Below are 22132 nucleotides of genomic sequence, written 5' to 3'. Positions count from 1 at the left end.
ACCAAACAATCAACCAAATTAACCCTTACGAGTAATAATCTTTAAGATTTTACAGGCCTGAAATCCAAATCTTCAAACTGGATTTCAGGCTTTAATTTTTCTGTGGAGATGTGGTAAACATCCACCTTTTGTCCGATAGTATTCGTTGGTTTAGTATTTTCAAATCGGGCAGTATGCTCTTGTGTGTAGGAACTTGCTTCTGTTTTGGCTTTCCAAACAATGGTGAAAGCCATTAGTAAGCCAAGTACAGCACAAATGTTTTTCTGAGATAAATATGTAGCTATCATGGCAGTAAATAAGTTGGTTTAAATTCGTATTACCTATAATGCCAAAAAGCGACCAAAAATATTAATATGTTGATTTTCAGATATTTAACATGAAATCATTGTTTTAATATGTGCATTTTCGTACACCTATCTGCCAGTTGCGAACAAAAAAAATAAAGCATTTCGGGTTTTTGTAAGGTTACAATAAATCTTAAAATTATTGACTTTTAACCAAATAAAATTTTCCATAAAAAAAGATGCTTCCTTGAGGGAAGCATCTTTTGAAATTCCTAAAACGAAATTTATCTACAAAAGCTCATTAGCCAAGTTTGCCAATTCAGATCGCTCTCCTTTCTCGAGTTTGATATGTGCATAGAGTGGATGATCCTTAACTCGATCTATCAAATACGACAATCCATTGGATTGAGAATCCAAATAAGGTGTATCAATCTGGAATACATCACCCGTAAATACGATCTTGGTATTTTCACCCGCTCTTGAGATAATCGTCTTGATTTCATGCGGAGTCAAGTTTTGTGCTTCATCCACAATAAAGAAAATATTCGACAGCGATCTACCACGAATATAGGCCAATGGCTGGATCACCAATTTCTCCTGATTGACCAACTCAGTGATTTTCTGAAATTCCTTATCCGTCTCTTTGTATTGGTTTTGGATGAATTTCAAATTATCCCAAAGTGGCTCCATGTATGGATTCAGTTTGGATTTGATATCACCTGGTAGATATCCAATATCCTTGTTGCTCAAGGGCACAATCGGACGAGCCAGAAATATCTGCTTGTAATCTCTTCTTTGCTCTAATGCACCGGCTAGAGCCAATAAAGTCTTTCCCGTACCTGCCACACCCTGAATCGATACCAAACGAATTCTAGGATTAGTAATAGCATCCAATGCAAAGGTTTGCTCTGCATTTTTAGGCTTGATGTTATAGGCCAGTTTTTTATCCACACGCTCCAGGATATTCTCTTCTGGATTGAAATAAGCCAAAACTGAATTCTTATCACTTTTTAGGATATAATAGGCATTCGCTTTTCTCTTCCTTGTGCCCAAAACTACTTTAGCCTCAATATAACCCACTTCATAGAGCTTATTTATAGCTTCTGGATCTACATCCTCCAAGACGTATTTACCCGTATTTTCAAGTTCTGTAATGTTCTTGATTTTACCGGTTTCATAGTCTTCAGCCAGCAATTCCAAAGATTTGGCTTTGAGCCTAAGGTTGATATCCTTACTGACCAAGATTACTTTTCTCGAAGGTTCATGCTGCTTGAGATACAAAGCGGCATTCAAAATCTTATGGTCATTTTTTTCCTCACCGAAAATCTCATTGGCATTGATCTGGTTCTCAGGATTCATCAGGACTCGAAAGTTCCCCTTCGTTTTCCCATTGAGCGGAGTCCAATTATGAATCATATGGTCTTTGGATAACTTATCCAGAAGCCGTATAAATTCTCTCGCCTCAAAGTTTTTGGTGTCATTGCCCTTTTTGAACTGATCAAGTTCCTCCAACACGGTAATCGGAATGACCACATCGTGTTCGGCAAAATTCATGATGGAGTTATGTGCATAAAGGATTACTGAAGTATCCAACACAAAGATTTTCCGATCTTTATCGGCTTTTGCTCTTGGCATGTGTGCGGTAGGTTCTAATGGTACTGAGTATGTTTAATTTAGAAAAATATTGTCTGTAAATTCTCTCTTTCTACAATAAATTATTATTAAAAAATTTGAATTAGTCCCTATTTATTTGACAATCAAGTCAATAAAAAAAGGGTAAGATCCTTAATCATACCCTTTTTTTGAATTTATGGGGGCTTTATGCCAGAAGCGCGGCTATATCCTCTTGATCTAGGCTTTTCATAAAGCTTTCTTCAGTACTGATCAGCTCTCCGGCAAGCGCCAGTTTACGGTTTTGGAGTGCCATAATTTTTTCCTCCACAGAATTTCGTGAAATGAATTTATAGATAATGACCTTGTTTTCCTGGCCGATTCTATGCGCTCTATCAATAGCCTGTGCCTCCACAGCAGGATTCCACCATGGATCCAAAAGGAACACATATTCTGCTTTAGTCAAATTCAAACCGACACCACCTGCTTTTAATGAAATCAAAAACACTTTAATATCTTCTTGCTCCTGAAATGCCTCCACTTGTGCTTGGCGATCTTTGGTAGATCCATCCAAGTAAGAGAATGGTATTTTCTCTTTTTGAAGATACTCTTTCACGATGGCGAGATGACGCACAAATTGACTAAATACAAGAACTTTATGCCCTTCAGAAATTGTGGATTGAAGCATGTATGTAATATCCTCCAACTTACCAGATTCACCTTCGTAATCATCTCTGACCAATTTCGGGTGGTTTGCAATTTGTCTCAACTGAGTCAAACCACGTAGCAATGTAAACTGTTGGGAATTCCTTCCAGTCGCTTTGATATCGGAGATAATCTTTTCTCTGTAATAGCTCTTTACCTCTTCATAGACGCTCTCTTGCTCCGCTGTCATCGCTGAATATTTCACGTTAGTAATCTTCTCTGGAAGATCCGTTGCTACCTGAGATTTTAGCCTTCTAAGAATAAAAGGCTTGATCATCGAGTGAAGCTTTATGGCTTTGTTACGATCATTTTGCTTTTCTATCGGTTGGAGAAACTGCTTCTTAAAAGAGTTTTGAGTTCCTAATAATCCAGGATTCACAAAGTTCATCTGGGACCATAAATCCATGGTGCCATTCTCCACCGGTGTACCAGTCAAAATCAATCGCTGCTTACTTTTCAATTGATTGACAGCAGAAGCAATGTTGCTACTTGGATTTTTGATCGCTTGAGATTCATCTAGAATCACATAATTGAAAAAGAAGCTTTTCAATATTTCGATGTCCAAACGGATGATCCCATACGAAGTCAAAACCAGATCGTAATCGCTAAATCTCCATGGATCTTTAATTCGCTGCGTTCCGGTATAAACCAGGATCTTTAGGTCAGGTGTAAATTTCCTCGCTTCCAATTCCCAGTTATAAATTAAGGAGGTCGGCATAACCAATAAAGAAGTCTGGCCTTCATTCACTTCCGCTTCATGTGCCAGAAGTGCTAAGGTTTGAACAGTCTTACCCAAACCCATATCATCCGCTAAACAACCACCAAACTTAAATTCATTCAGGAATCTCAACCAGTTATATCCAGCATGTTGGTACGGTCTCAAAGTTCCAGCAAATTTGCAGGGAACTTGATATTCCTCAATCGTTTCAAAATCCCGCAATTGTTCCAGTTTTCTGCTTAGCGTCAGCTGCACCAAATTGCCAGATTCCAATGTTTTCGCCAATGCCAAATGGTGTTTACGCATCATCATCTGGCCTGTATTTCCTTTATCCTCTAGGAAAGAAAACAATTCCGAATAGTTGACAAACCAAGAGGCTGGAATGACCGCATACTCCCCGTTAGGCAGTTCAAATTCGGTTTTCCCCTGCACGAGAAGTTTTCTAAGCTTCGCAAAAGGAACTAGATAAATCCCGAATTTGATTTGGGCATTCACATCGAACCAATCGATGTTTTCCTGAACCTCAATAGAAATCTGAGCTCTGCCTATGTGGTAGATTTTTCCTTTAGGACTTTCTTTTTGTTCAAACTTATAACCTTCAATCTCCAGTCGATCCAGGTTTTCACTGATCCAATCAAAGGCATTGATTTTACTCATCGCACGCTTGCCATGGACAAACTCCAGCCCTCGCCCTTCTAAATATTTGACGATCGCTTTCTCCTTCTCTTTGCTTCTGATCACTTTATGGAAAATATAATGTTCTCCATTTTCCTCCAGTCTCACCGAGTTATTGATCGACTCTGCCGAGTCAAACACATAATCTCCATATTTATACTTGAGAGAAAAAACCAATTGATCTTCGGTGATATTCTCTAGCTCTTCCCCAAATAGATTTTGCCCAGAATTGGCTGGCAAATCGGCGATACAAAGAATCGGCTTCGGATCTCCGCGTTCTACCTTGATATCAAAGCCTTCCGCATACACATCAAAAAGTGCCAATAGCTGTGTGATGAACTTACGGTAATATTCACGCTCAAAGCGCTTATCAATGACAATGAATTTCTTGTTTAAAAAGGGCTTCAGCTTTTTCCCGTCAATGCCTTTCTCAAAGCTAAATAGCATCTGGTTCACCACTAACCAAGCAGGATTATGGCATACCAAATACCCATTTTTATACTGCCATTCGAGTTTGGCTCCTTTGTATTTGATTGTAGGAAAATAATGCGTGTTTTCTTCATTTTTTCTAAAATGAAACAGCACTGTAGCTTTCTGATCAGTCACCTCAATTTCTTTCCAAATTGGGTTTCCATCGTTTCCCATTTCAAACAATCTCTTACCTTTCAGCAAAGGAAAAATCTTGGCTCTGGTGTTTTCCAGGTTTTCTTCGATCAGTTTCTGTATCGTTTCATTCCCGGTATTCTCATCATAGATTTTGCGAAGAAACTCTTTTGGCTTCAGGTTTCTCTTGTTATGTTTTTTGACTACGGCCTCCTGCTGCATGCTATCCATGAGCTTAATGAGTTCAAAATCCGCTTTGTCTAGCTTTGCGGAGAATTCTTTCGCATTGACAGAACTGATATTCTGATGAGCCAAAGAAAGTCTTCCTTGTTCATCTAATTGAATCGTAAATGAGTCCAGTAATAATCCCAGGTACTCATGATTAAAAAGTGAATAAATAATCTCAAAGGGTTTTTCCGGATCAACTATCATAACAGGGTTCTAAACTAACAGCGAGGCAGCTCCTAATTACTTTATTTTCAAGAGCAACCAAAAATGAGGACATAGTTACATTTTGAATCAAATGCAGCTTGAAAATTACATAAAAATTGATCAGAAAGGAGGTTTTGAATCTATTTTTTCACCAAACCCTGAAAAAAAATGAATAATTAAAGAAAGAGGTCTCATTTCCGAAATTTAGAAATGAGACCTCTTTTTAGTTGCTTTCCAGTGTAGTTTTCTCTTCCTCCACTGGTGGATTATCAGGGATTTTCTCTTTATGATCCGGGAAAAAACGACCCTGAAATATCAAGATGATAGCTACTCCAATAAATATGGAAGCATCTGCGACATTGAAAATCGGCCACAATGCGGTGTAATCTCCACCCCAAAGCGGCACCCAGTCCGGAAGATATCCTTCCCAAATATCGAAATAGAACATGTCTACTACCTGACCATGAAACCATGGAGAAGGCGCATTGTATGGCGCATTATTCAACCAAACTCCATAGAAAATAGAGTCGATCAAATTACCAATTGCTCCTCCCAAAATCATAGCAATACACACGATAAATACCGGATGGTTCTTTTGCTCAATAATATGGTACAAATAGTATCCTATTCCTGCCATAGCAACCAAACGGAAAGAAGTTAGAATCAGCTTACCATATTCTGAGCCTATTTCCATCCCAAATGCCATTCCTGGATTGGTGGTATAATGAAGCTTAAACCAATCTCCAAAAATTGGAATTTGACCCGGAGAGCCAAAATCCATTTCGAAATGCACGAGCATTTTTACCGCCTGATCAATCAAGATCACCAACAGTGCAATGCCAAAATATTTCACGTATTTATTCATTCTATTTGATTCGACCTCAGGCCTTTTCCACTTTTACAGCGATTTCAAAATCATCCATTTCCAAATTGGTAGAATCTTTCAACTCTTTCACCAAAGTGAGATTTAAAGCTTGAGTTTCGGACTGGATATATTCACCAAAACTTTCCACAGATGCATTCACTAGGTCAAAGGAATCTTCTAACGAGATGTTGATCTTATCCTGCACCTCCAGCCCCATGTCTTTTCTTAAGTTCTGGATTCTGTTTACCAAGTCTCTGGCAACACCTTCTTGCTTCAGTTCTTCGGAAATAGTCACATCCAAAGCCACTGTAACTCCAAGGTCTGATGCTACTGACCAGCCAGGAATATCCTGTGATGTAATGAGAACTTCTTCTAGCAAAAGCTCAAGAGTTTCTCCGTCCACATCAACGGCTATTTTACCTTCACGCTCGATCTCTGCAATTTCTGACTGACCCCAGCCATTGATTGCTGCCACAACGAAACGCATTTTCGGCCCTAACTTCTTACCTAAAACAGGAAGGTTAGGTTTCACATTTTTCACCAAAATTCCCGATGCGTCATCAATAAACTCGATGTCTTTGATATTGACTTCCGATTTGATCAACTCAGCCAAATGCTCGATTTGTGCTTTTGTTTTCTCTTTTAAAATCGGGATCAAAATACGCTGTAATGGTTGACGAACTTTTACTTTTTCTTTCTTTCTAAGTGAGTGAACCAAAGAAGAAATCGTCTGAGCCAACTCCATACTTTCTTCCAGATCAGTATTGATCAAAGCATTATCTGCCTTTTTCCAATCTGTCAAGTGAATAGACTCTTTACCATCTGCTGCGGACTTCGTCAAATTTTGATACATCCAGTCAGAATAGAACGGAGAGAAAGAAGACATCAACTGCGTCAATGAAAGCAGACATTCGTACAATGTCTCATAAGCTGCTTGCTTATCTGCATTCATTTCACCTCTCCAGAATCTCTTTCTAGCCAATCTCACATACCAATTTGACAATTGATCCACTGTGAAATTCATAATAGCTCGAGTAGCTTTGGTTGCATCATAGTTATCCATGGCTGCTTCCACCTCAGCGATCAAAGACTGAAGTTTAGAAATAATCCATTGATCCAATTCTGCACGCTCACTTACAGGAACTGCATTGGATTGCACATAAACAAACTCATCCAAGTTTGCATATAGCGCAAAGAAATTATAGGTATTCTGAAGAGTACCAAAGAAGCGACGCTGCACTTCTGTTACTCCATCCAGATTGAATTTCAGGTTATCCCAAGGATTGGCATTGCTCAACATGTACCAACGAACTGCATCTGGACCATATTCTTTCAAAGTCTTGAAAGGATCCACTGCATTGCCCAATCTCTTGGACATTTTATTGCCATTCTTATCGAGTACAAGACCATTTGCAATCACGTTTTTGAAAGCTACGCTATCAAAAAGCATCACGGCAATTGCATGTAATGTAAAGAACCAACCTCTGGTCTGATCCACACCTTCTGCAATGTAATCTGCCGGATAATTTGCTTTGAATACATCCTGGTTTTCGAATGGATAATGCCATTGTGCATAAGGCATCGCTCCCGAATCGAACCAAACATCAATCAAATCCGGCTCGCGGAACATCTTTTCTCCTTTTTCGGAAACCAAGATCACATCATCCACATAAGGTCTATGAAGATCTAACTCTTTGCCTTCGTAAGGAGACTTTTCCATAAAGCCTTTGGTAACAGATTTTTCGATTTCTGATTGCAAATCGGCAATTGAACCGATGCATTTCTCTTCCGAACCATCTTCAGTTCTCCAGATAGGCAATGGTGTTCCCCAGAACCTTGATCTGCTCAAGTTCCAGTCCACCAAGTTTTCAAGCCAATTTCCAAAACGACCCGTTCCGGTTGCTTCTGGCTTCCAGTTGATCGTTTTGTTCAACTCTACCAATCGATCCTTGTATGCAGTGGTTTTGATAAACCAACTTTCCAAAGGATAATACAATACCGGCTTATCAGTTCTCCAGCAGTGAGGATAACTGTGCTCGTATTTCTCTACTTTGAAAGCCTTATTTTCATTCTTTAAAATGATAGAAATGATGACATCTGTGTTTTTAAAGTCAGCAGCGTTTTCATCATCTTCTGTATAATTCTTTACATAAAAATCACTTACACCATATTCTTTATGAGCGGTGATTCCATGTTCTTTCATCTTTGCAGCCAAATATTCACCCACAACCGGGATGAATTTACCTTGTCTGTCAACCACAGGAATTTCATTTCCCTGCTCATCCTTCACAAAAACTCCTGGAACATTATTCTGCACCAAAGTTCTAAAGTCATCTGCACCAAAAGCTTTTGCCAAATGCACGATACCTGTACCATCTTCGGTGGTAACATAATCTCCAGAAACCACAGTAAAAGCTGGATGTGGCAGAGCCAAAGCTTCGATAGGGAAAAGCTGTTCGTATTCCCAACCTAGCATATCTTTCCCTTTGAACTCCTCGATGATTTCAAAAGGAATCAATTTATCTCCAGCCTTATAATCTTCTACTTTTAGATCCTTTGCTTTTGGATTGAGATAAGCATTCATTCTGGCTTTCGCCAAAATCACATAGCATGGCTCATAAGTATATGGATTGAAAGTTTTCACTTTCACGTAATCCAAGTTTTCACCGATTGCTAAGGCTGAATTGGAAGGCAAAGTCCATGGAGTCGTCGTCCAAGCTAAGATGTAAGTATTTTCCTGACCCTTCAGTTTAAACTGGGCAGTGATGGACGTATCCTTCACATCCTTGTACGTTCCCGGCTGATTAAGCTCGTGCGAACTTAAACCTGTTCCCGCTGCTGGGGAAAATGGCTGAATGGTATATCCTTTATAAAGGAGGCCTTTATCGTAAAACTTCTTTAGCAAGTGCCAAAGTGTTTCGATGTAGTTAGAGTCAAATGTGATATAAGGATCATCTAAATCAACCCAATAGCCGATTTTTTCTGTCAGTTCATCCCATTCATTTTTGAATCGCATGACTGTTTCCTTACACTTCTTGTTGTAATCCTCAACAGAGATTTTTTTACCGATATCTTCTTTGGTAATCCCTAATTCTTTTTCAACCTGAAGCTCCACAGGAAGACCATGCGTATCCCAGCCACCTTTTCTTTTTACTTGGTAGCCTTGCAAAGTTTTGTATCGGCAAAAGATATCTTTCAGTGTTCTGGCCATCACATGGTGAATACCAGGAGTACCATTTGCCGAAGGTGGACCTTCAAAAAATGTAAAGGTTTCGGCTCCATCTCGGTTGGCGATGGATTTTTCGAAAATCTGATTGTCTTTCCAGTACTGAAGTACGTCCTCCCCTATTGCAGGGTAGTCAACTTGTTTAAACTCTTTATATGTCTTCACAATATCCTTTCTTGTAGGCAAGTAGGTGATTTGATTCTGATTAATGCTTTTTAGAATTTGACTCCAAAGAACCTGAAAGTCTAAAACTGCAAAGAAAACCCTAAGGTTTCCATGCTCCTCAAAAGCAGGCACAAAGATAGTAGAAATCCCCCTTTTTGGGAGGGTGAATCGGAAAAAATGGAGATTCTCTGATTTTAGGTATTATTTGTAGCAGATTAAACTTTATAGGGCGGATTTGAATCACAAAAATTATTCGGCTCATAATTATCTATTTTATGAGCCGAATAGACGATTTAATCGGCTCAATCTAAGAAAATCCTCATTTTTCAGCACTTTTACACCAGACGCAACTTCTTTTGGTTTGTGCTGCTTAAATTTCGATTTCATTTGATCTCAATTCTAATTCATGAAACTTAGCTATTATTTAATGACAGGCTCTTTAGCTCTAGCTTTTGCCTGTTCTTCTCCAAAAACAACAGAAGAAACTGAAGCTCCAAAACTTGCCGGAAATCCAATTGTAGAAGGTTGGTATGCAGATCCAGAAGGAATTGTATTCGGAGATGAATATTGGGTTTACCCGACTTTTTCTGCTGGATACACCGACCAACTGCATTTCGATGCCTTTTCATCCAAAGACCTGGTGACCTGGGAAAAGCATGCAAATATATTGGACACTGCTGCGATCAAATGGGCTAGACAAGCCATGTGGGCTCCTGCGGCAATCGAAAAAGACGGGAAATATTACCTTTTCTTCTCTGCAAATGACATTCAGCGACCAAGTCGTCCAGGTTGGGATCCAGATAATGACATCAACCACTTCGGTGGATTGGGTGTTGCGGTGGCTGACTCCCCAGGAGGACCTTTCAAGGATCACCTAGGCAAGCCTTTGCTTTCGGAATTTTACAATGATGCGCAACCCATTGACCAATTTGTGTTCAAAGACACGGATGGTACGTATTACATGTTATATGGTGGTTGGAGTCATTGTAACATCGGGAAACTGAATGCTGACTTTACGGGTTTTGAACCTTGGGAAGACGGAGAGCTTTTTCATGAAATTACTCCAGAAGGCTACGTAGAAGGACCTTTTGTATTTATCAGAGAGGGAAAATATTACTTCATGTGGTCAGAAGGCGGCTGGACAAATGACAGCTACAAAGTGGCCTACGCCATGTCAGATAATATCAATGGTCCTTGGGAAAGGATCGGAACGATTCTGGAATCAGATACTACAGTTGCAACCGGAGCAGGTCACAATTCAGCCTTCCAAAAGCCTGGAACTGATGATTGGTATATGGTCTATCACAGAAGACCTATTCCAAATGAAGGAAGAGACCATCGGGTAACTTGTATTGATGTGATGGAATTTAATGAAGACGGAACGATCAAGCCGATCAAAATGACTTTCGAAGGAGTTCAAGCGAACCCAATTGAGTAAACCCTTGAATACAAGAGCATTTGCAAGCCTTTGAATATGGCGAAGGAAAGTAAAATAAGAAAATCTTTAATTTACTTTAATGACATAAACGAAAACAAAACCCCGAGTTCTATAGTGAACTCGGGTTTTTTTTAAAGTCTTGATTCTTAAGTCTTGCTTCTAGCTACTATAAAACAACCTTCACTTCCTTTTTCTCCCCATCTCTCTCATAGCCTAGAAGCACTTCATCACCTTTTTGGAAAGAGCTTAATGCGCGCATGTAACTCATCATATCGACAATAGTGGAGTCGCCCATTTGAACAACCACATCTCCTTTCATCAATCCAGCAGCCTGAGCAGGCTTGTCTTCCGAAACCCCGTCAATTCTCATTCCCTTGCCATCGTACAAATAATCAGGAACCACGCCTAAGGAAACCGTAAACCTTGGAGAATCTCCATTGCTGTCTTTAGTTTTGGTAAAAGCCAGTTTTGGTTCAGTATCCAATTGACTAACTAGCCTATCAATGTATTTCACAACAAGCAATAAACCATCGTAGTTGATTAATTCCGAATCATCTGAAGGCTTGTGATAATCTTCATGTTGGCCAGTGAAAAAATGAAGTACCGGCAAATCCTGCAGATAAAACGAAGTGTGATCGGAAGGACCAACACCAGACTCAGAGGTTACTAATTTCAAGCTGTCGGCATTCGCCAAATCCAATGTAGGAACAAAACTAGGGCTGGTTCCAACACCATTGATCGCCAAAGTTTTTTCTTCGTTCATTCGACCAACCATATCCATGTTGATCATGTAATTAATTTGAGAAAGATCGATAGTAGGGTTTTTCACAAAGTAGTTGGAACCCCACAACCCATTTTCCTCACCTGAAAAAGCGATAAACAGAAAATTGCTTTTGTGCTCTTCATGTTTAAGAATTCTTGCCAAAGCTACTAAGGCTGCTGTCCCACTGGCATTGTCATCCGCACCATTATGAATTGCGGAATCTCCACGATGAAGAGACCCTTGTCCTCCCATTCCCAAGTGATCAAAATGTGCTCCGATGACGATGGTATTTTCTGAATTATTATCAATAAAACCGACTACATTTCTGCCTGTTACCCCTTCTCCATCTGTTCCAATTATCGCCTCTTCATGTGGATTACTAGGTTTTGATACGGTAAAAGGCTGAAAATACCCCTCTGTACCTTTCGGCAACAAACCGATTTCTTCAAACTCCGCCGCAAGATATTCTGAAGCTTTCTGTTCACCTTCAGTTCCTATAGCTCGCCCGCCGAGATCGTCCGCTGCTAGAAATGTGACATCTTCTTTCAAACCCTTCAACAAGCTTTCCTCCGAAGGAGCAGTATTACAACTCGCCAAAGCAAGAAAAATGACAAAGATTGGAAATGTATATTTATGGAAGTTTTTCATAGTATTAATCATCTTTTGCCAAAGATAATAAATGGTAACTTTGCCTTGCTATCCTTTAATTTTCTATCAAAAATATGAGACAAATTTTTGTTGCCATGCTGCTACTTTCCTTTGCTTGTAGCCCAAAGACGGAAGTTCAAACTGAGCTAGAATCCAATGCGCACTCAGCCTCAGACTCACTTCTTCTGACTCCAGAGGAAATGAAGTATTTAAAAAACATCAAACAAATCACTTTTGGAGGGAACAATGCAGAAGCGTATTGGTCATTTGATGATTCGATGCTTGTGTTTCAATCAGATTATTCTGGTTGGGGATCTGATTGTGATCAGATATTTTATACCAATTGGAGAGAAGATGATTTGAAAAACAATGCACCTCAGCGACTGAGTACAGGTCTAGGAAGAACTACCTGTTCTTACTTCCTTCCGGGAGACAAAACCATTGTCTACGGATCCACGCATTTGGGAGATGAAAACTGCCCGCCTGTACCGGAAAGAAGAGAAGATGGCAAATATGTCTGGCCGATTTATGATAGCTTCGACATTTTCACCGCTGATCAGCAAGGAAATATTATCTCTCAATTGACCGATACTCCTGGTTACGATGCAGAAGCAACAGTTTCACCAAAAGGGGATAAAATTATATTCACATCTATTAGAACTGGCGATTTGGAGCTATATACTATGAATATAGATGGGTCCGATGTCAAGCAAATTACTTCAGATTTAGGATATGATGGCGGTGCATTTTTCTCACCAGATGGATCAAAGATTATTTGGAGAGCATCTCGTCCTCAAACAGAAGAAGAAATCAAAGAATACAAAGATCTTTTAAATGAAGGTTTGGTGATGCCAACCAGCATGGAGCTTTATGTGGCAAATGCAGATGGATCTGACGTGAAAAAGATAACAGATCTGGGCAAAGCTAACTGGGCACCTTTCTTCCATCCATCTGGTGAGAAGATCATTTTTGCTTCCAATCATGAGACGGAAAGAGGCTATCCTTTCAATTTATTCATGATCAATTTAGATGGAACCGGATTAACAAGAATCACTCATGATGGGACCTTTGATGCTTTCCCAGTATTCTCTAACGATGGGAAATACCTTGTTTTCTCCAGCAATAGAAACAATGGTGGCACAAGGGACACCAATCTTTTTGTAGCCGAATGGATTGGAGATTAACCTACCTTTTTTCAATAAAATCAAAAAGACCGTCATCCTATTGGCGGTCTTTTTGCATTAATTAAGGAAGACAAAACAAAAAATCATCATGAAAGCATCTATAGCCGCATTTTTTATTGTATTGGCCATGATTTCTTGCAAAGGGCCAAAAGAAGATTCCCCAATTGAGGTAGCCTTTTCCCCAGAGGATGAACAACTTACGGACATGAACACGGAATGTTTTCAATACATAAGTGAGAAAGACACCATTAAATTAACTACCCATATTGACGGAACGAATATCAATGGAACTCTGGATTATTCCTTATTTGAAAAGGATAAAAATTCAGGAACCATTGACGGGGAAATCAGGGATAATTTGATTATCGCTGAATACACTTTTCAATCAGAAGGTCAAACTTCAAAACGTCAAGTGGTCTTCAAAAACACTGATGAGGGTTGGAAAGAAGGTTTTGGAGAAATGAAAGAAGTGGATGGGATTCCGGTACAGGTAAATATCGATTCATTGGATTACAGTCATGGACTTGCTTTGAAACCAGTTCCGTGTCAATAATTCTCATATAGGTTGAGCCTCTCTTTTATTATTTCGATATAAAACAGATAAACAACTATTTATTTTTCTGGATAAAATAACTCCCCATATAAAATTTCGTATTTTTCTTTATTAAAGAATTACTTACATTTCTATGTTTTTCCTATAGACTTTAAATTATTGTTTCACAATCCATCTAAGAGAAAGAATCTACCTAACCCAATAATTCAACACTATGAAAACACGCTACTTAATTTTGATTGCAGCATTTGGCTTGATTGTTTACCAGTCCTGTACAAGCTCTAAAAAAGCTACTGCTCCTTCCTTGTCAGCAGTTTCTTATGAAAAAGACATCAAGCCAATTTTGATTGCAAGTTGTACTCCTTGCCATTTTCCTGATGAAGGCAAGAAAAAGTACCTAGACACTTACAATGCAGTTTCCTCAAATATTGATGATATTTTAGAGAGGGTAAAGAAGCCACAGGATGAGAAAGGATTTATGCCTTTTCAGTTAAAAAAACCAGCTTTGACAGCTGATCAAATAGCATTATTTGAGACTTGGAAAGAGAGCGGAATGCCTGAAAAATAAAAATTCCAAAAACAATTTTGAACCGCCTTCCTATGAGGCGGTTTTTTTTTGAATAGAATTGAAAGCATAAATCACAGGATAAAATCCAATCCAGTGAAATCATTATTATGAATGTGAAAATTTTCAATTTTTGACTTTGTACTCGTATTTCCCTAATTTCTAGAATTGATTCGCCCAAAATCACCTTTTTCAATGTCGGATTTATCCGAATAATCTCTTTTTACTACCGCCATGAAATATTACAAACGTTTGGTTTTGCCATTAGTAGTCACCCTAATTCTATCCTTTTTGAAACTTTATTTTGGACAAGAGGCCAAAGAATGGGAAGGTTTGATGGCCTATTTACCTCATCTCAATACAGTCTTGATAATATTTGGATTTACCTGGTGTTTCTTAGTAGGAATGCAGATTGTCAAATCCATGTTTCTCAAGCAATATGATATATCTCAGGAGGATAATTTAAGGGCAAGAAAAGTCTACACCCAAATCAACATCCTTGTCAAAATCGCCAATTTCATCATTATCTTATTTTCCATAGGACTGATTTTATTATCCTTTGAATCGGTGAGAAAAGTAGGAGTCGGCTTTTTCGCTTCTGCTGGAGTTGCAGGAATCATCATTGGTTTTTCAGCTCAGAAAGCGATAGGAACACTGATAGCCGGAATTCAGATTGCATTTACTCAACCATTCCGGTTAGAGGATGCAGTGGTTGTAGAAGGAGAATGGGGTTGGATTGAGGAGATCAACTTGAATTATATTGTGGTAAGGATTTGGGATCTGAGAAGATTGGTCCTTCCTACCACCTATTTTCTGGAAAAACCCTTTCAAAACTGGACTAGAACTTCCGGTGACTTATTAGGCTCTGTATTTATATACACTGATTATACAATTCCTTTTGATGAGCTGCGAAAAGAATTAGATAGGATCCTCGAAAAGACAGATTTGTGGGATAAAAAGGTAAAAGTTTTACAAGTCAGTGATGCAAAAGAGCATACAGTTGAAACCAGAATATTGGTTAGTGCCAGAAATTCCCCAGTAGCTTGGGATTTGAGGGTTTATGTTCGTGAAAAAATGATAGAATTTATTCAGAAAAATTATCCTGAATGTCTTCCAAAGACCAGAGTATTAATGGAGAAAGAACCTCCATCATCTCCTAGTTAACCTTTCTTTCCACAAAATACATTTGAATTTCACCCTTGTTTTTGGCAGCAATTTTACCTCTGTTTTCAAATTCAAATAAGTCTTTTGTCAAGAGATAAGTACTTTCTGAAACGTTCACTTTTCCTGCAATGGATCCAGACTGAATTCGGTCTGCGGTATTTACAGTATCACCCCAGATATCAAAGGAAAATTTCTTTAATCCGACCACTCCTGATACAACTGGGCCAGTATTGATACCTACTCTTATTTTAAAATAAGGACGTAGATGTTCAGGTTTTTCAAGCGCATATTTTTCTACAAAATCCCTCATTTCTAAACCTGCCCGAATCACATCTGATGCATCTCCTCCATCTCCTGTCACTCCACAGGCGCTCATGTGAGCATCCCCAATTGTTTTTATTTTCTCCAATCTATATTTAGTAGTAATTGTATCAAAGTTCCTGAAACAATGGTCCAACTCAGCCACTAATTCTTCGGAGGATATACTAGATGAAAATTTGGTGAAATTGACAAAATCGGTAAACATCACTGTTGCATTTTCCTGAAGTTTTGCCTTTGCAAATCCATATTTTTTTAACTCTTCTGCGGTTTCTTCTGGTAAAATATTCAACAACAAATCCTCTGATCGTTTTTTTTCAAAGGTCAACTCCCGATTTTTCTTCCTCAGATCTTTGGTTCTCTCTGCTACTCGTTTTTCCAATTCCTGATTGTAAGATTCTAATTCTTCATTTGCTTTTTCTAGGCTATTATATAAACTGGCATTGGAAAGTCCAGCTTCCAGAAAACCTGAAATAGATACCAAAGTATCAAGATCTCCCTCATCTAAAATCGGATAAAAAGGCCAAGCCTCTTTTTCCCTCCCTGTAATCATCCAGGCTATGATCTCACTCCGCATCCTAATAGGGACTGAGATGAAAAATGGAATAAGTAATTTTGATTGTAGCTCCTCTGCAATATGACTAGGAGGACTCATCTTATTTTTAATAAAAGGCCGAACAATCTTTTCCTCTGCTTCAAAAAAATCGATTTCTACCGGCATGATCTTTTCTACTTCTGATTTTTCAAACCCCATATGAAATCTTGTTTGAAAAACGTGGTTTTTTCCTGGAGCTTTCCAGACAACCACTGTTTTATCCATCTTCAGTGTTGTATTGATCAATAAAAGTGTATTGACGATAAAGTCTTCTTCAAAAATTTGCTGGCCAAAAGAATCATGTAAAGCAGATAGAATGGTAAATCCATTTTCTTTTTGGGTCAGTTTTCTTTTGAGCAATGAAATTTGAGAATCACTCCTGATATTTTGTCCCGCAACTTCGTCAGAAAGGTCACGATAATATTTTACCTGCCTTTGAAGCTCTTTAATCTGCTGATCATTTGACTCCGGCTCCATTAATCATTTGTTATTTTTTCACTAAAAATGCAAAAGAGCCCCGTCCAATCAAGCACCTGAAGTTGGTCTTTGATCATAGCTAGTTCTCCAGCCTCATAAATGCCCAATAGTGGAAACTCCCCATCAATTGCTGATTGAACATACCGGACATCTTCATCTGTTTGGTTAGAATAAGCTGCCGCCCGTCCAGAACAATTTATATATAAACCAAAAATTATCCTCCTATTATTTGATTTCACCCGCTCAATCAATTTTTTGGTTCGAATAGAAACGTACTCCATTTCAAAACTTCTTCGCATCAATTGCACTTCCATCCCTGGTTCTATATCCATTTCTGCCATATAAAGCCCTTTGCCTACCGTATCTACACCCACACACATTCTATTGATATAATCACCAGGACTATAAGGTTTCCATTTGTCCCCAACATTTTTTCCCAATGTGACAAAAAACTTTAATTCCTGAGGTCTTTCAATCAAATCACTCCCTAATATTTCCCCGACTACATCTAAAGCAGGCTGATTGTCCAATTCCAAAATATTGGCCCCTTTGACTGCAGTTACTTGATGATACGCACTTGCAGGTTGGCAGCCATGCATAATTTGGGAATCAATCTGAATATTTCCATGAAAAAGCAGCGCCATCGCCGCATTTTTGCTCATTTCCCTACCACACCATTGATGGGTAGGTTTAAACTTCATATCCCCGAGCATCCTGGCACCAATGATATTTGGCCACTCAGTAATTGATTCACTCATTCCTTTAATAAAAGGAGTTCCATAATTCATCCGAAATCTCCCCTCTAATCTATTTACGGCATCAAAAAGCAAGAACATTTGAGCATTTCTACCAAGGTCCTTTTTTTGAATTTCTTGCCCTAATTCTTTCCCTATTTCATATTCATGGAAACCAATTCCTTCCTTTAAAATCAGATCAAATTTATAATCTCCTTTGCTCAAAATACCTACCACCACTTGATATCCATCATATCCAAGCTCTGTATTGGTACAAGATCCATTGGAGTAACCTCCAAAAAATTGAGTTTCTCTTCCAACACAAGATTTTACACCTTCGAAGAAACTTTCTGCATCATGACGTGAAGTACAAAACAAAAAACAAAGCTGGGCTTCCTGTGGAGAAAGTCCAGCCTTAGATAATGCTTGTTTAGTTGCTTCTACTCCAGCAAGCGTTGAATTTGTTGTTTCAGAGAAACCAACACCAAATGAAGTATATTTTGCAGACATGATTATTCCTCTATCACAACTTCGGTCGTTACTCTCAAAGGAAGCTCAATGGTGTTTTTTATTGGAGATTTCTTATCGAGAGTTTCCTTCGATTTGATAAGCTGGTCCATGGTGGCTCCATTCTTCCCTTTTAACGTTACCTTATAATGTAGATCCAGGGGACCACTTGGCTTAGATCGATCTAGGCCCAGCACACCATGAATATCAAAATTCACAAAAACCTCCACATTGATTTTCTCTAATTCAGTACCAAATAGTGCTGCATTAGTAGCAATACCTGCTGTTAGGCAACCGCATAATGCTGAGGCGAGGTATTCAACTGGATTAGGATGTTCATCCTTTCCTCCCAGCACAGCTGGCTCATCAACTATTAAATTGAATTTGCTTCCTTCACTTCTGATGTTTGCTCCGTTTGAAAACAATTCAGAAACTGTGACAGAAGCTTGGGTTCCGCCCATCCATTCTGATTCTGCTTTAAACTGAACTTTTGCTACTGTGGGATCATTTTGGATCGCTCCTACGAGTGCTTCGATATTATCGAGATTCACTCCATTCTTAATGTTTGGCATTTGAATAAAAATTATTTTGAAATTGAAAAAACTGTTATTGAAATATAAAAAAAAATGGGGCTAGTCCCAACAAAAGCTTATATTTAAGATACTGTATTTCTTGAAATTATATAATAACCTTTATTTTTTAACAAAATATGTCACAGAAAAAACACAATAAAATCCAACTTGAAGGAGATCTACTTCAAAAGATTCTAAATATTTCAGAAGGGGAGAAAAAAGAATTTATTCAATTAATTAATTCACTTTTAAAACAGGCAAGCACTACTGAGCATTTGCTTGCGATGCAATATCTTTTCACAAGCTTTAGTCTTAAGAAATATCCAGAGGAATTTTCAGATTACAAACCTGATTCAACTGATTCAGAGCAACAAAGAATTAATCAAATACGATTAGCTCAAATTGAGAAAATAAGAAGATGGGAAGCCAATATCTTGATGGTTTCAAGAGAAGAAATGGGGCACCTTTGTTATGATATGAACCTATTGGCAATTATAGGTGAAAATCCATATTTATATAGGCCTAATTTTCCAGTGCCAGCAGAATCATTCCCAATGGGGAAACCAGTAAATCTTATGCCCTTTTCTCCTGTGGCTATTGAGATATTTAGGTATTGGGAAAAACCAGACCATTTGCCCGTTTCAGATCCATTGGATGCAACTGAAATTTCTGATACTCTTAAAAAACTCTTTACAATTCCACATCAGCAATCAAAGCCTTTTGATCCAATAGCGTCCCAGCAAAAAGCCCTTGATTTTTTATCAGCATTCCTTTCTAATGATCTCCAAGATTCAGAATTAGATAAAATTCATCAACCACTTATAAATGGAACTTACTTCGATAGCGTTGAAGAATTGTATACGTTTATTAGAGCATTTTTAATAATTGGTCTAAACTACCAGATTTTTGAGGGCCAGAATTTTGAGAGAATAGTAGATGAACATTATGGATTTAACATCACATTAAATCCATTAGTAATCGGTCAATTTGTGGAGTATGTGGATGAAGCAATCAGCCAAATTGTAGAGGAGGGAGAAGGAGTTTGGGGAGTACCACCTTCTTTGGGAAGTCATTTTTGGGTGTTTCAAACTATTCTCGATGAGATTTCTAATGAAGAAAAAATAACCGGGTTACCTTTTGAGCCAGCTCTTCCTGTAGTCTGGAACCCTACAATCTCTCTAGAAGAAAATAAACATTTGAAAAACCCATCCACCCAGGAAAACGCCCCTTACGAAGCTACCTATAAAGTCACAAATGAAGTGGCAATAAAAGCCATGGAATTATTTGACCAAGCATATTCTGTTATGGTGAAAATGCTAAGTGGCTTTTTTGGACATTATGAAATAGACCAAACGACTGGAATCCGACCAAATAAGGTAAATGCATATTTTCAAACTGCATTTTATCCTTTCATGACTAATATTATTAGACCGCTTGGGGAGATGATCTGTAGGCTTCCGGCAGATGCCGATTTTGTTCCCAATGAAGGAAAAGTCCCAGAAAGATGTGCCGGCCCCGATTTCCTATTAAATATTTCACCTAACAATGAAACTGATATTAAGGATGCTATTCTCCCTTCTGATGACTGCAAATATTACTTAGATCAATTCAATGATATGAGTAGCAAAGCAGAAAAACTGAAAAATCTTTGTATTGAGAAGGGCTACCATATGGCTTTCTATAAACAAAAAGACGCTCGGGATTTTGATACATCTTTTGGGTATTTGCAAGAAAACTTCGAGAGAATTGGAAAAAACTTTTGTGCCTATTGGGATGGAAATATGGAAGCACCAGTTCCTTCCAAAGGATTCCAAAATTATTCTAACACCTTTAATTAATACTTTTTATGGCCACTCTTGACATAATTTTTGACGGATACTTTCAATGCCGATTGGCAACTGACCCTGACCCTTCTAACGAACAACGGGGAATCAGCGGATTTACATATTCAGTTGCAGGTGAAACCCTCCTGGATCCTTCGATCTGGTCACAGGCAAAAGACATCCAGGATGCATATGGTGATAAAGATTCTGCCTTTAAAGACCCTCTTCGAAGCAATCCTCAATTTGATATTAAAAACATTCGTGAAGCCTCTCCTGATTATGTAAATTATAATTCTAGAGGGATTGGAATCCTGGTGAAAGAAGTACAGATAAACGGTGAAGTAGTCTCGGATCTCACTGAAAAAATGAAGGGCTTTTTATGCAGATTTGCTAATCGCCCTAAATCCAATGGGCCATTCAATGGACCAATCTTTGAAGGTAGAAACCAAATAACCTCCGATGGAGATCCCGACCGATTTACAGTTAATCCTTTTGTTTTTACAATCTCCAGCCCTGATGATTCCAAAATGGTGTTATCAAGATTTGATCCTTTGGATATGAATTGTCCCGACAAACAATTGTATCAAATATTTCCTAACGATGTCGTTAGTCGCCGTCTACCCTATCAGAGATTTGCAATGTCTGAAGATGGGCTAGCACAAGTAGGCTTAACTATGGATAGCCTTTCTACTTATTTTCAAAATAGGATGACATGGCTTAAAACAAAAATCGTAGAGGCTGAGGCAATCAATAACCCTGCTCTAGCAGAAGCTTATAAGTCAAGATTATATGCTGTTAATTTCTTTACGCAAGCTACTGGTCCAACTGTGTTAGCTAATAGGTTATTGAGCCGAATTCCATTGAGACAACTTTATCACCATACAATTAGGGGCAATGCTAGTATGGAGCCAATCCCAATGGCTGACCAAGAGTTTTTTGGCCCCTATGTAATTGATACTGAAAAAGAATGGGAAATCTTATATTACTTAGGCCAATATGATGGTGATTTGATGGCAGGCTGGTGTAGCGGCACTATTTCTATCCCAATTAAAATTTAAATACTTCTGCTGTTTTTTTAAATATTTTACTTTGAAAAAAGGGACATTCTTTCAAGGTTCTAAAATATAAGCTTTTGTAAGTATTAGGCCTTCCATAATTATTCAAACACACTGACAGTATAGAAATTAACTCATTCCTCTATGCTTTTTAATATTAGTACTTAAAGCAAGGCATAGAGGATTTTCTTCCAGCTCCTGATGCTTTTCCCCAAAGGAAGCTATATCGAAGCGAAATTTCGTGAGCTCCACCGGTATTTGCATTTCCCAAAGAGGAGATAGTAAAGTCATGACTATATCCTACATCTAAACCTCCACCTAAAGAGATACCAACTAGGGCTATGATTGATTCATGATTTGGTTGCTCTTCATTAGAAACCGGGATTCCTCTATACCAAACCCCTAAAACTAGAGGCTGAATATTGTTTTTTGTCCTAAAAACAGACTGAAGT

The 22132-nt window shown here is 38.4% G+C and carries 17 protein-coding genes; 7 read left to right on the top strand and 10 right to left on the bottom strand.

All coding sequences use genetic code 11. The annotated features are described in order from the left end of the window. Positions 1–41 precede the first annotated feature (41 nt). The 5 genes from FHS59_RS11675 to ileS all read right to left on the bottom strand — a co-directional run bounded on the left by FHS59_RS11675 (position 42) and on the right by ileS (position 9284). The gene (locus tag FHS59_RS11675) at positions 42–287 is read right to left on the bottom strand and encodes a hypothetical protein (protein ID WP_184495317.1); all 246 of its coding nucleotides are present in this window, start codon (positions 285–287) and stop codon (positions 42–44) included. 285 nt (positions 288–572) lie between these two features. Continuing rightward, positions 573–1919, bottom strand: a complete 1347-nt coding sequence (locus FHS59_RS11670) for a PhoH family protein (RefSeq protein WP_184495316.1) — start codon at positions 1917–1919, stop codon at positions 573–575. 184 nt (positions 1920–2103) lie between these two features. After that, positions 2104–5028: a DEAD/DEAH box helicase gene (locus FHS59_RS11665; protein WP_184495315.1), complete on the bottom strand. Its 2925-nt coding sequence runs from the start codon at positions 5026–5028 to the stop codon at positions 2104–2106. Positions 5029–5251: 223 nt separating this feature from the next. After that, positions 5252–5893 carry a lipoprotein signal peptidase gene (locus FHS59_RS11660; protein ID WP_184495314.1) on the bottom strand — a complete coding sequence of 214 codons (642 nt, stop codon included), beginning with the start codon at positions 5891–5893 and terminating at the stop codon, positions 5252–5254. A 16-nt stretch (positions 5894–5909) separates the two neighbouring features. Next, positions 5910–9284, bottom strand: coding sequence for an isoleucine--tRNA ligase (gene ileS / locus FHS59_RS11655; protein ID WP_184496102.1), 3375 nt, complete (start codon positions 9282–9284; stop codon positions 5910–5912). A 406-nt stretch (positions 9285–9690) separates the two neighbouring features. Here ileS and FHS59_RS11650 point away from each other — a divergent pair, with 406 nt between their 5' ends. Beyond that, positions 9691–10722, top strand: a complete 1032-nt coding sequence (locus FHS59_RS11650) for a glycoside hydrolase family 43 protein (RefSeq protein WP_184495313.1) — start codon at positions 9691–9693, stop codon at positions 10720–10722. A 166-nt stretch (positions 10723–10888) separates the two neighbouring features. On the opposite strand, the gene FHS59_RS11645 is transcribed toward FHS59_RS11650, so the two are convergent. Beyond that, positions 10889–12133: a M28 family peptidase gene (locus FHS59_RS11645; RefSeq protein WP_184495312.1), complete on the bottom strand. Its 1245-nt coding sequence runs from the start codon at positions 12131–12133 to the stop codon at positions 10889–10891. Between the two features lie 74 nt (positions 12134–12207). Between FHS59_RS11645 and FHS59_RS11640 the strand changes: the two genes are divergently transcribed. From FHS59_RS11640 to FHS59_RS11625, 4 genes are all read left to right on the top strand, one after another. Beyond that, a complete protein-coding gene (locus tag FHS59_RS11640) occupies positions 12208–13317 on the top strand; it encodes a TolB family protein (RefSeq protein WP_184495311.1) in 1110 nt (369 codons plus the stop codon). A gap of 88 nt (positions 13318–13405) precedes the next feature. Then, the gene (locus FHS59_RS11635) at positions 13406–13870 is read left to right on the top strand and encodes a hypothetical protein (RefSeq protein ID WP_184495310.1); all 465 of its coding nucleotides are present in this window, start codon (positions 13406–13408) and stop codon (positions 13868–13870) included. Between the two features lie 214 nt (positions 13871–14084). Further along, positions 14085–14438 carry a hypothetical protein gene (locus FHS59_RS11630; RefSeq protein ID WP_184495309.1) on the top strand — a complete coding sequence of 118 codons (354 nt, stop codon included), beginning with the start codon at positions 14085–14087 and terminating at the stop codon, positions 14436–14438. Between the two features lie 231 nt (positions 14439–14669). Next, positions 14670–15599 (top strand): mechanosensitive ion channel family protein, encoded by a 930-nt coding sequence (locus tag FHS59_RS11625; RefSeq protein ID WP_184495308.1) that lies wholly within the window; start codon positions 14670–14672, stop codon positions 15597–15599. Here FHS59_RS11625 and FHS59_RS11620 read toward each other — a convergent pair. The 3 genes from FHS59_RS11620 to FHS59_RS11610 are packed head-to-tail and all read right to left on the bottom strand — an operon-like array spanning position 15592 to position 18802. Further along, positions 15592–16989: an adenylate/guanylate cyclase domain-containing protein gene (locus tag FHS59_RS11620; protein WP_184495307.1), complete on the bottom strand. Its 1398-nt coding sequence runs from the start codon at positions 16987–16989 to the stop codon at positions 15592–15594. The genes FHS59_RS11625 and FHS59_RS11620 overlap by 8 nt on opposite strands. After that, positions 16989–18233, bottom strand: a complete 1245-nt coding sequence (locus tag FHS59_RS11615) for an FIST N-terminal domain-containing protein (RefSeq protein ID WP_184495306.1) — start codon at positions 18231–18233, stop codon at positions 16989–16991. Before FHS59_RS11615 ends, FHS59_RS11620 begins: the two co-directional genes overlap by 1 nt. Positions 18234–18235: 2 nt before the next feature. After that, positions 18236–18802 carry an OsmC family protein gene (locus tag FHS59_RS11610; protein ID WP_184495305.1) on the bottom strand — a complete coding sequence of 189 codons (567 nt, stop codon included), beginning with the start codon at positions 18800–18802 and terminating at the stop codon, positions 18236–18238. A 137-nt stretch (positions 18803–18939) separates the two neighbouring features. Here FHS59_RS11610 and FHS59_RS11605 point away from each other — a divergent pair, with 137 nt between their 5' ends. Beyond that, complete coding sequence (locus tag FHS59_RS11605; protein WP_184495304.1) at positions 18940–20640, top strand: ferritin-like domain-containing protein; 1701 nt, start codon at positions 18940–18942, stop codon at positions 20638–20640. An 8-nt stretch (positions 20641–20648) separates the two neighbouring features. After that, positions 20649–21683: a hypothetical protein gene (locus FHS59_RS11600; protein WP_184495303.1), complete on the top strand. Its 1035-nt coding sequence runs from the start codon at positions 20649–20651 to the stop codon at positions 21681–21683. Positions 21684–21837: 154 nt separating this feature from the next. Here the strand turns inward: FHS59_RS11600 and FHS59_RS11595 are convergent, their stop codons facing one another. Next, the gene (locus tag FHS59_RS11595) at positions 21838–22101 is read right to left on the bottom strand and encodes a type IX secretion system membrane protein PorP/SprF (RefSeq protein ID WP_317168198.1); all 264 of its coding nucleotides are present in this window, start codon (positions 22099–22101) and stop codon (positions 21838–21840) included. Positions 22102–22132 lie beyond the last annotated feature (31 nt).

It is taken from the genome of Algoriphagus iocasae (assembly GCF_014206875.1).
In the GTDB taxonomy this organism is placed as follows: domain Bacteria; phylum Bacteroidota; class Bacteroidia; order Cytophagales; family Cyclobacteriaceae; genus Algoriphagus; species Algoriphagus iocasae.
This window is presented reverse-complemented; position numbering and strand designations above follow the sequence as displayed.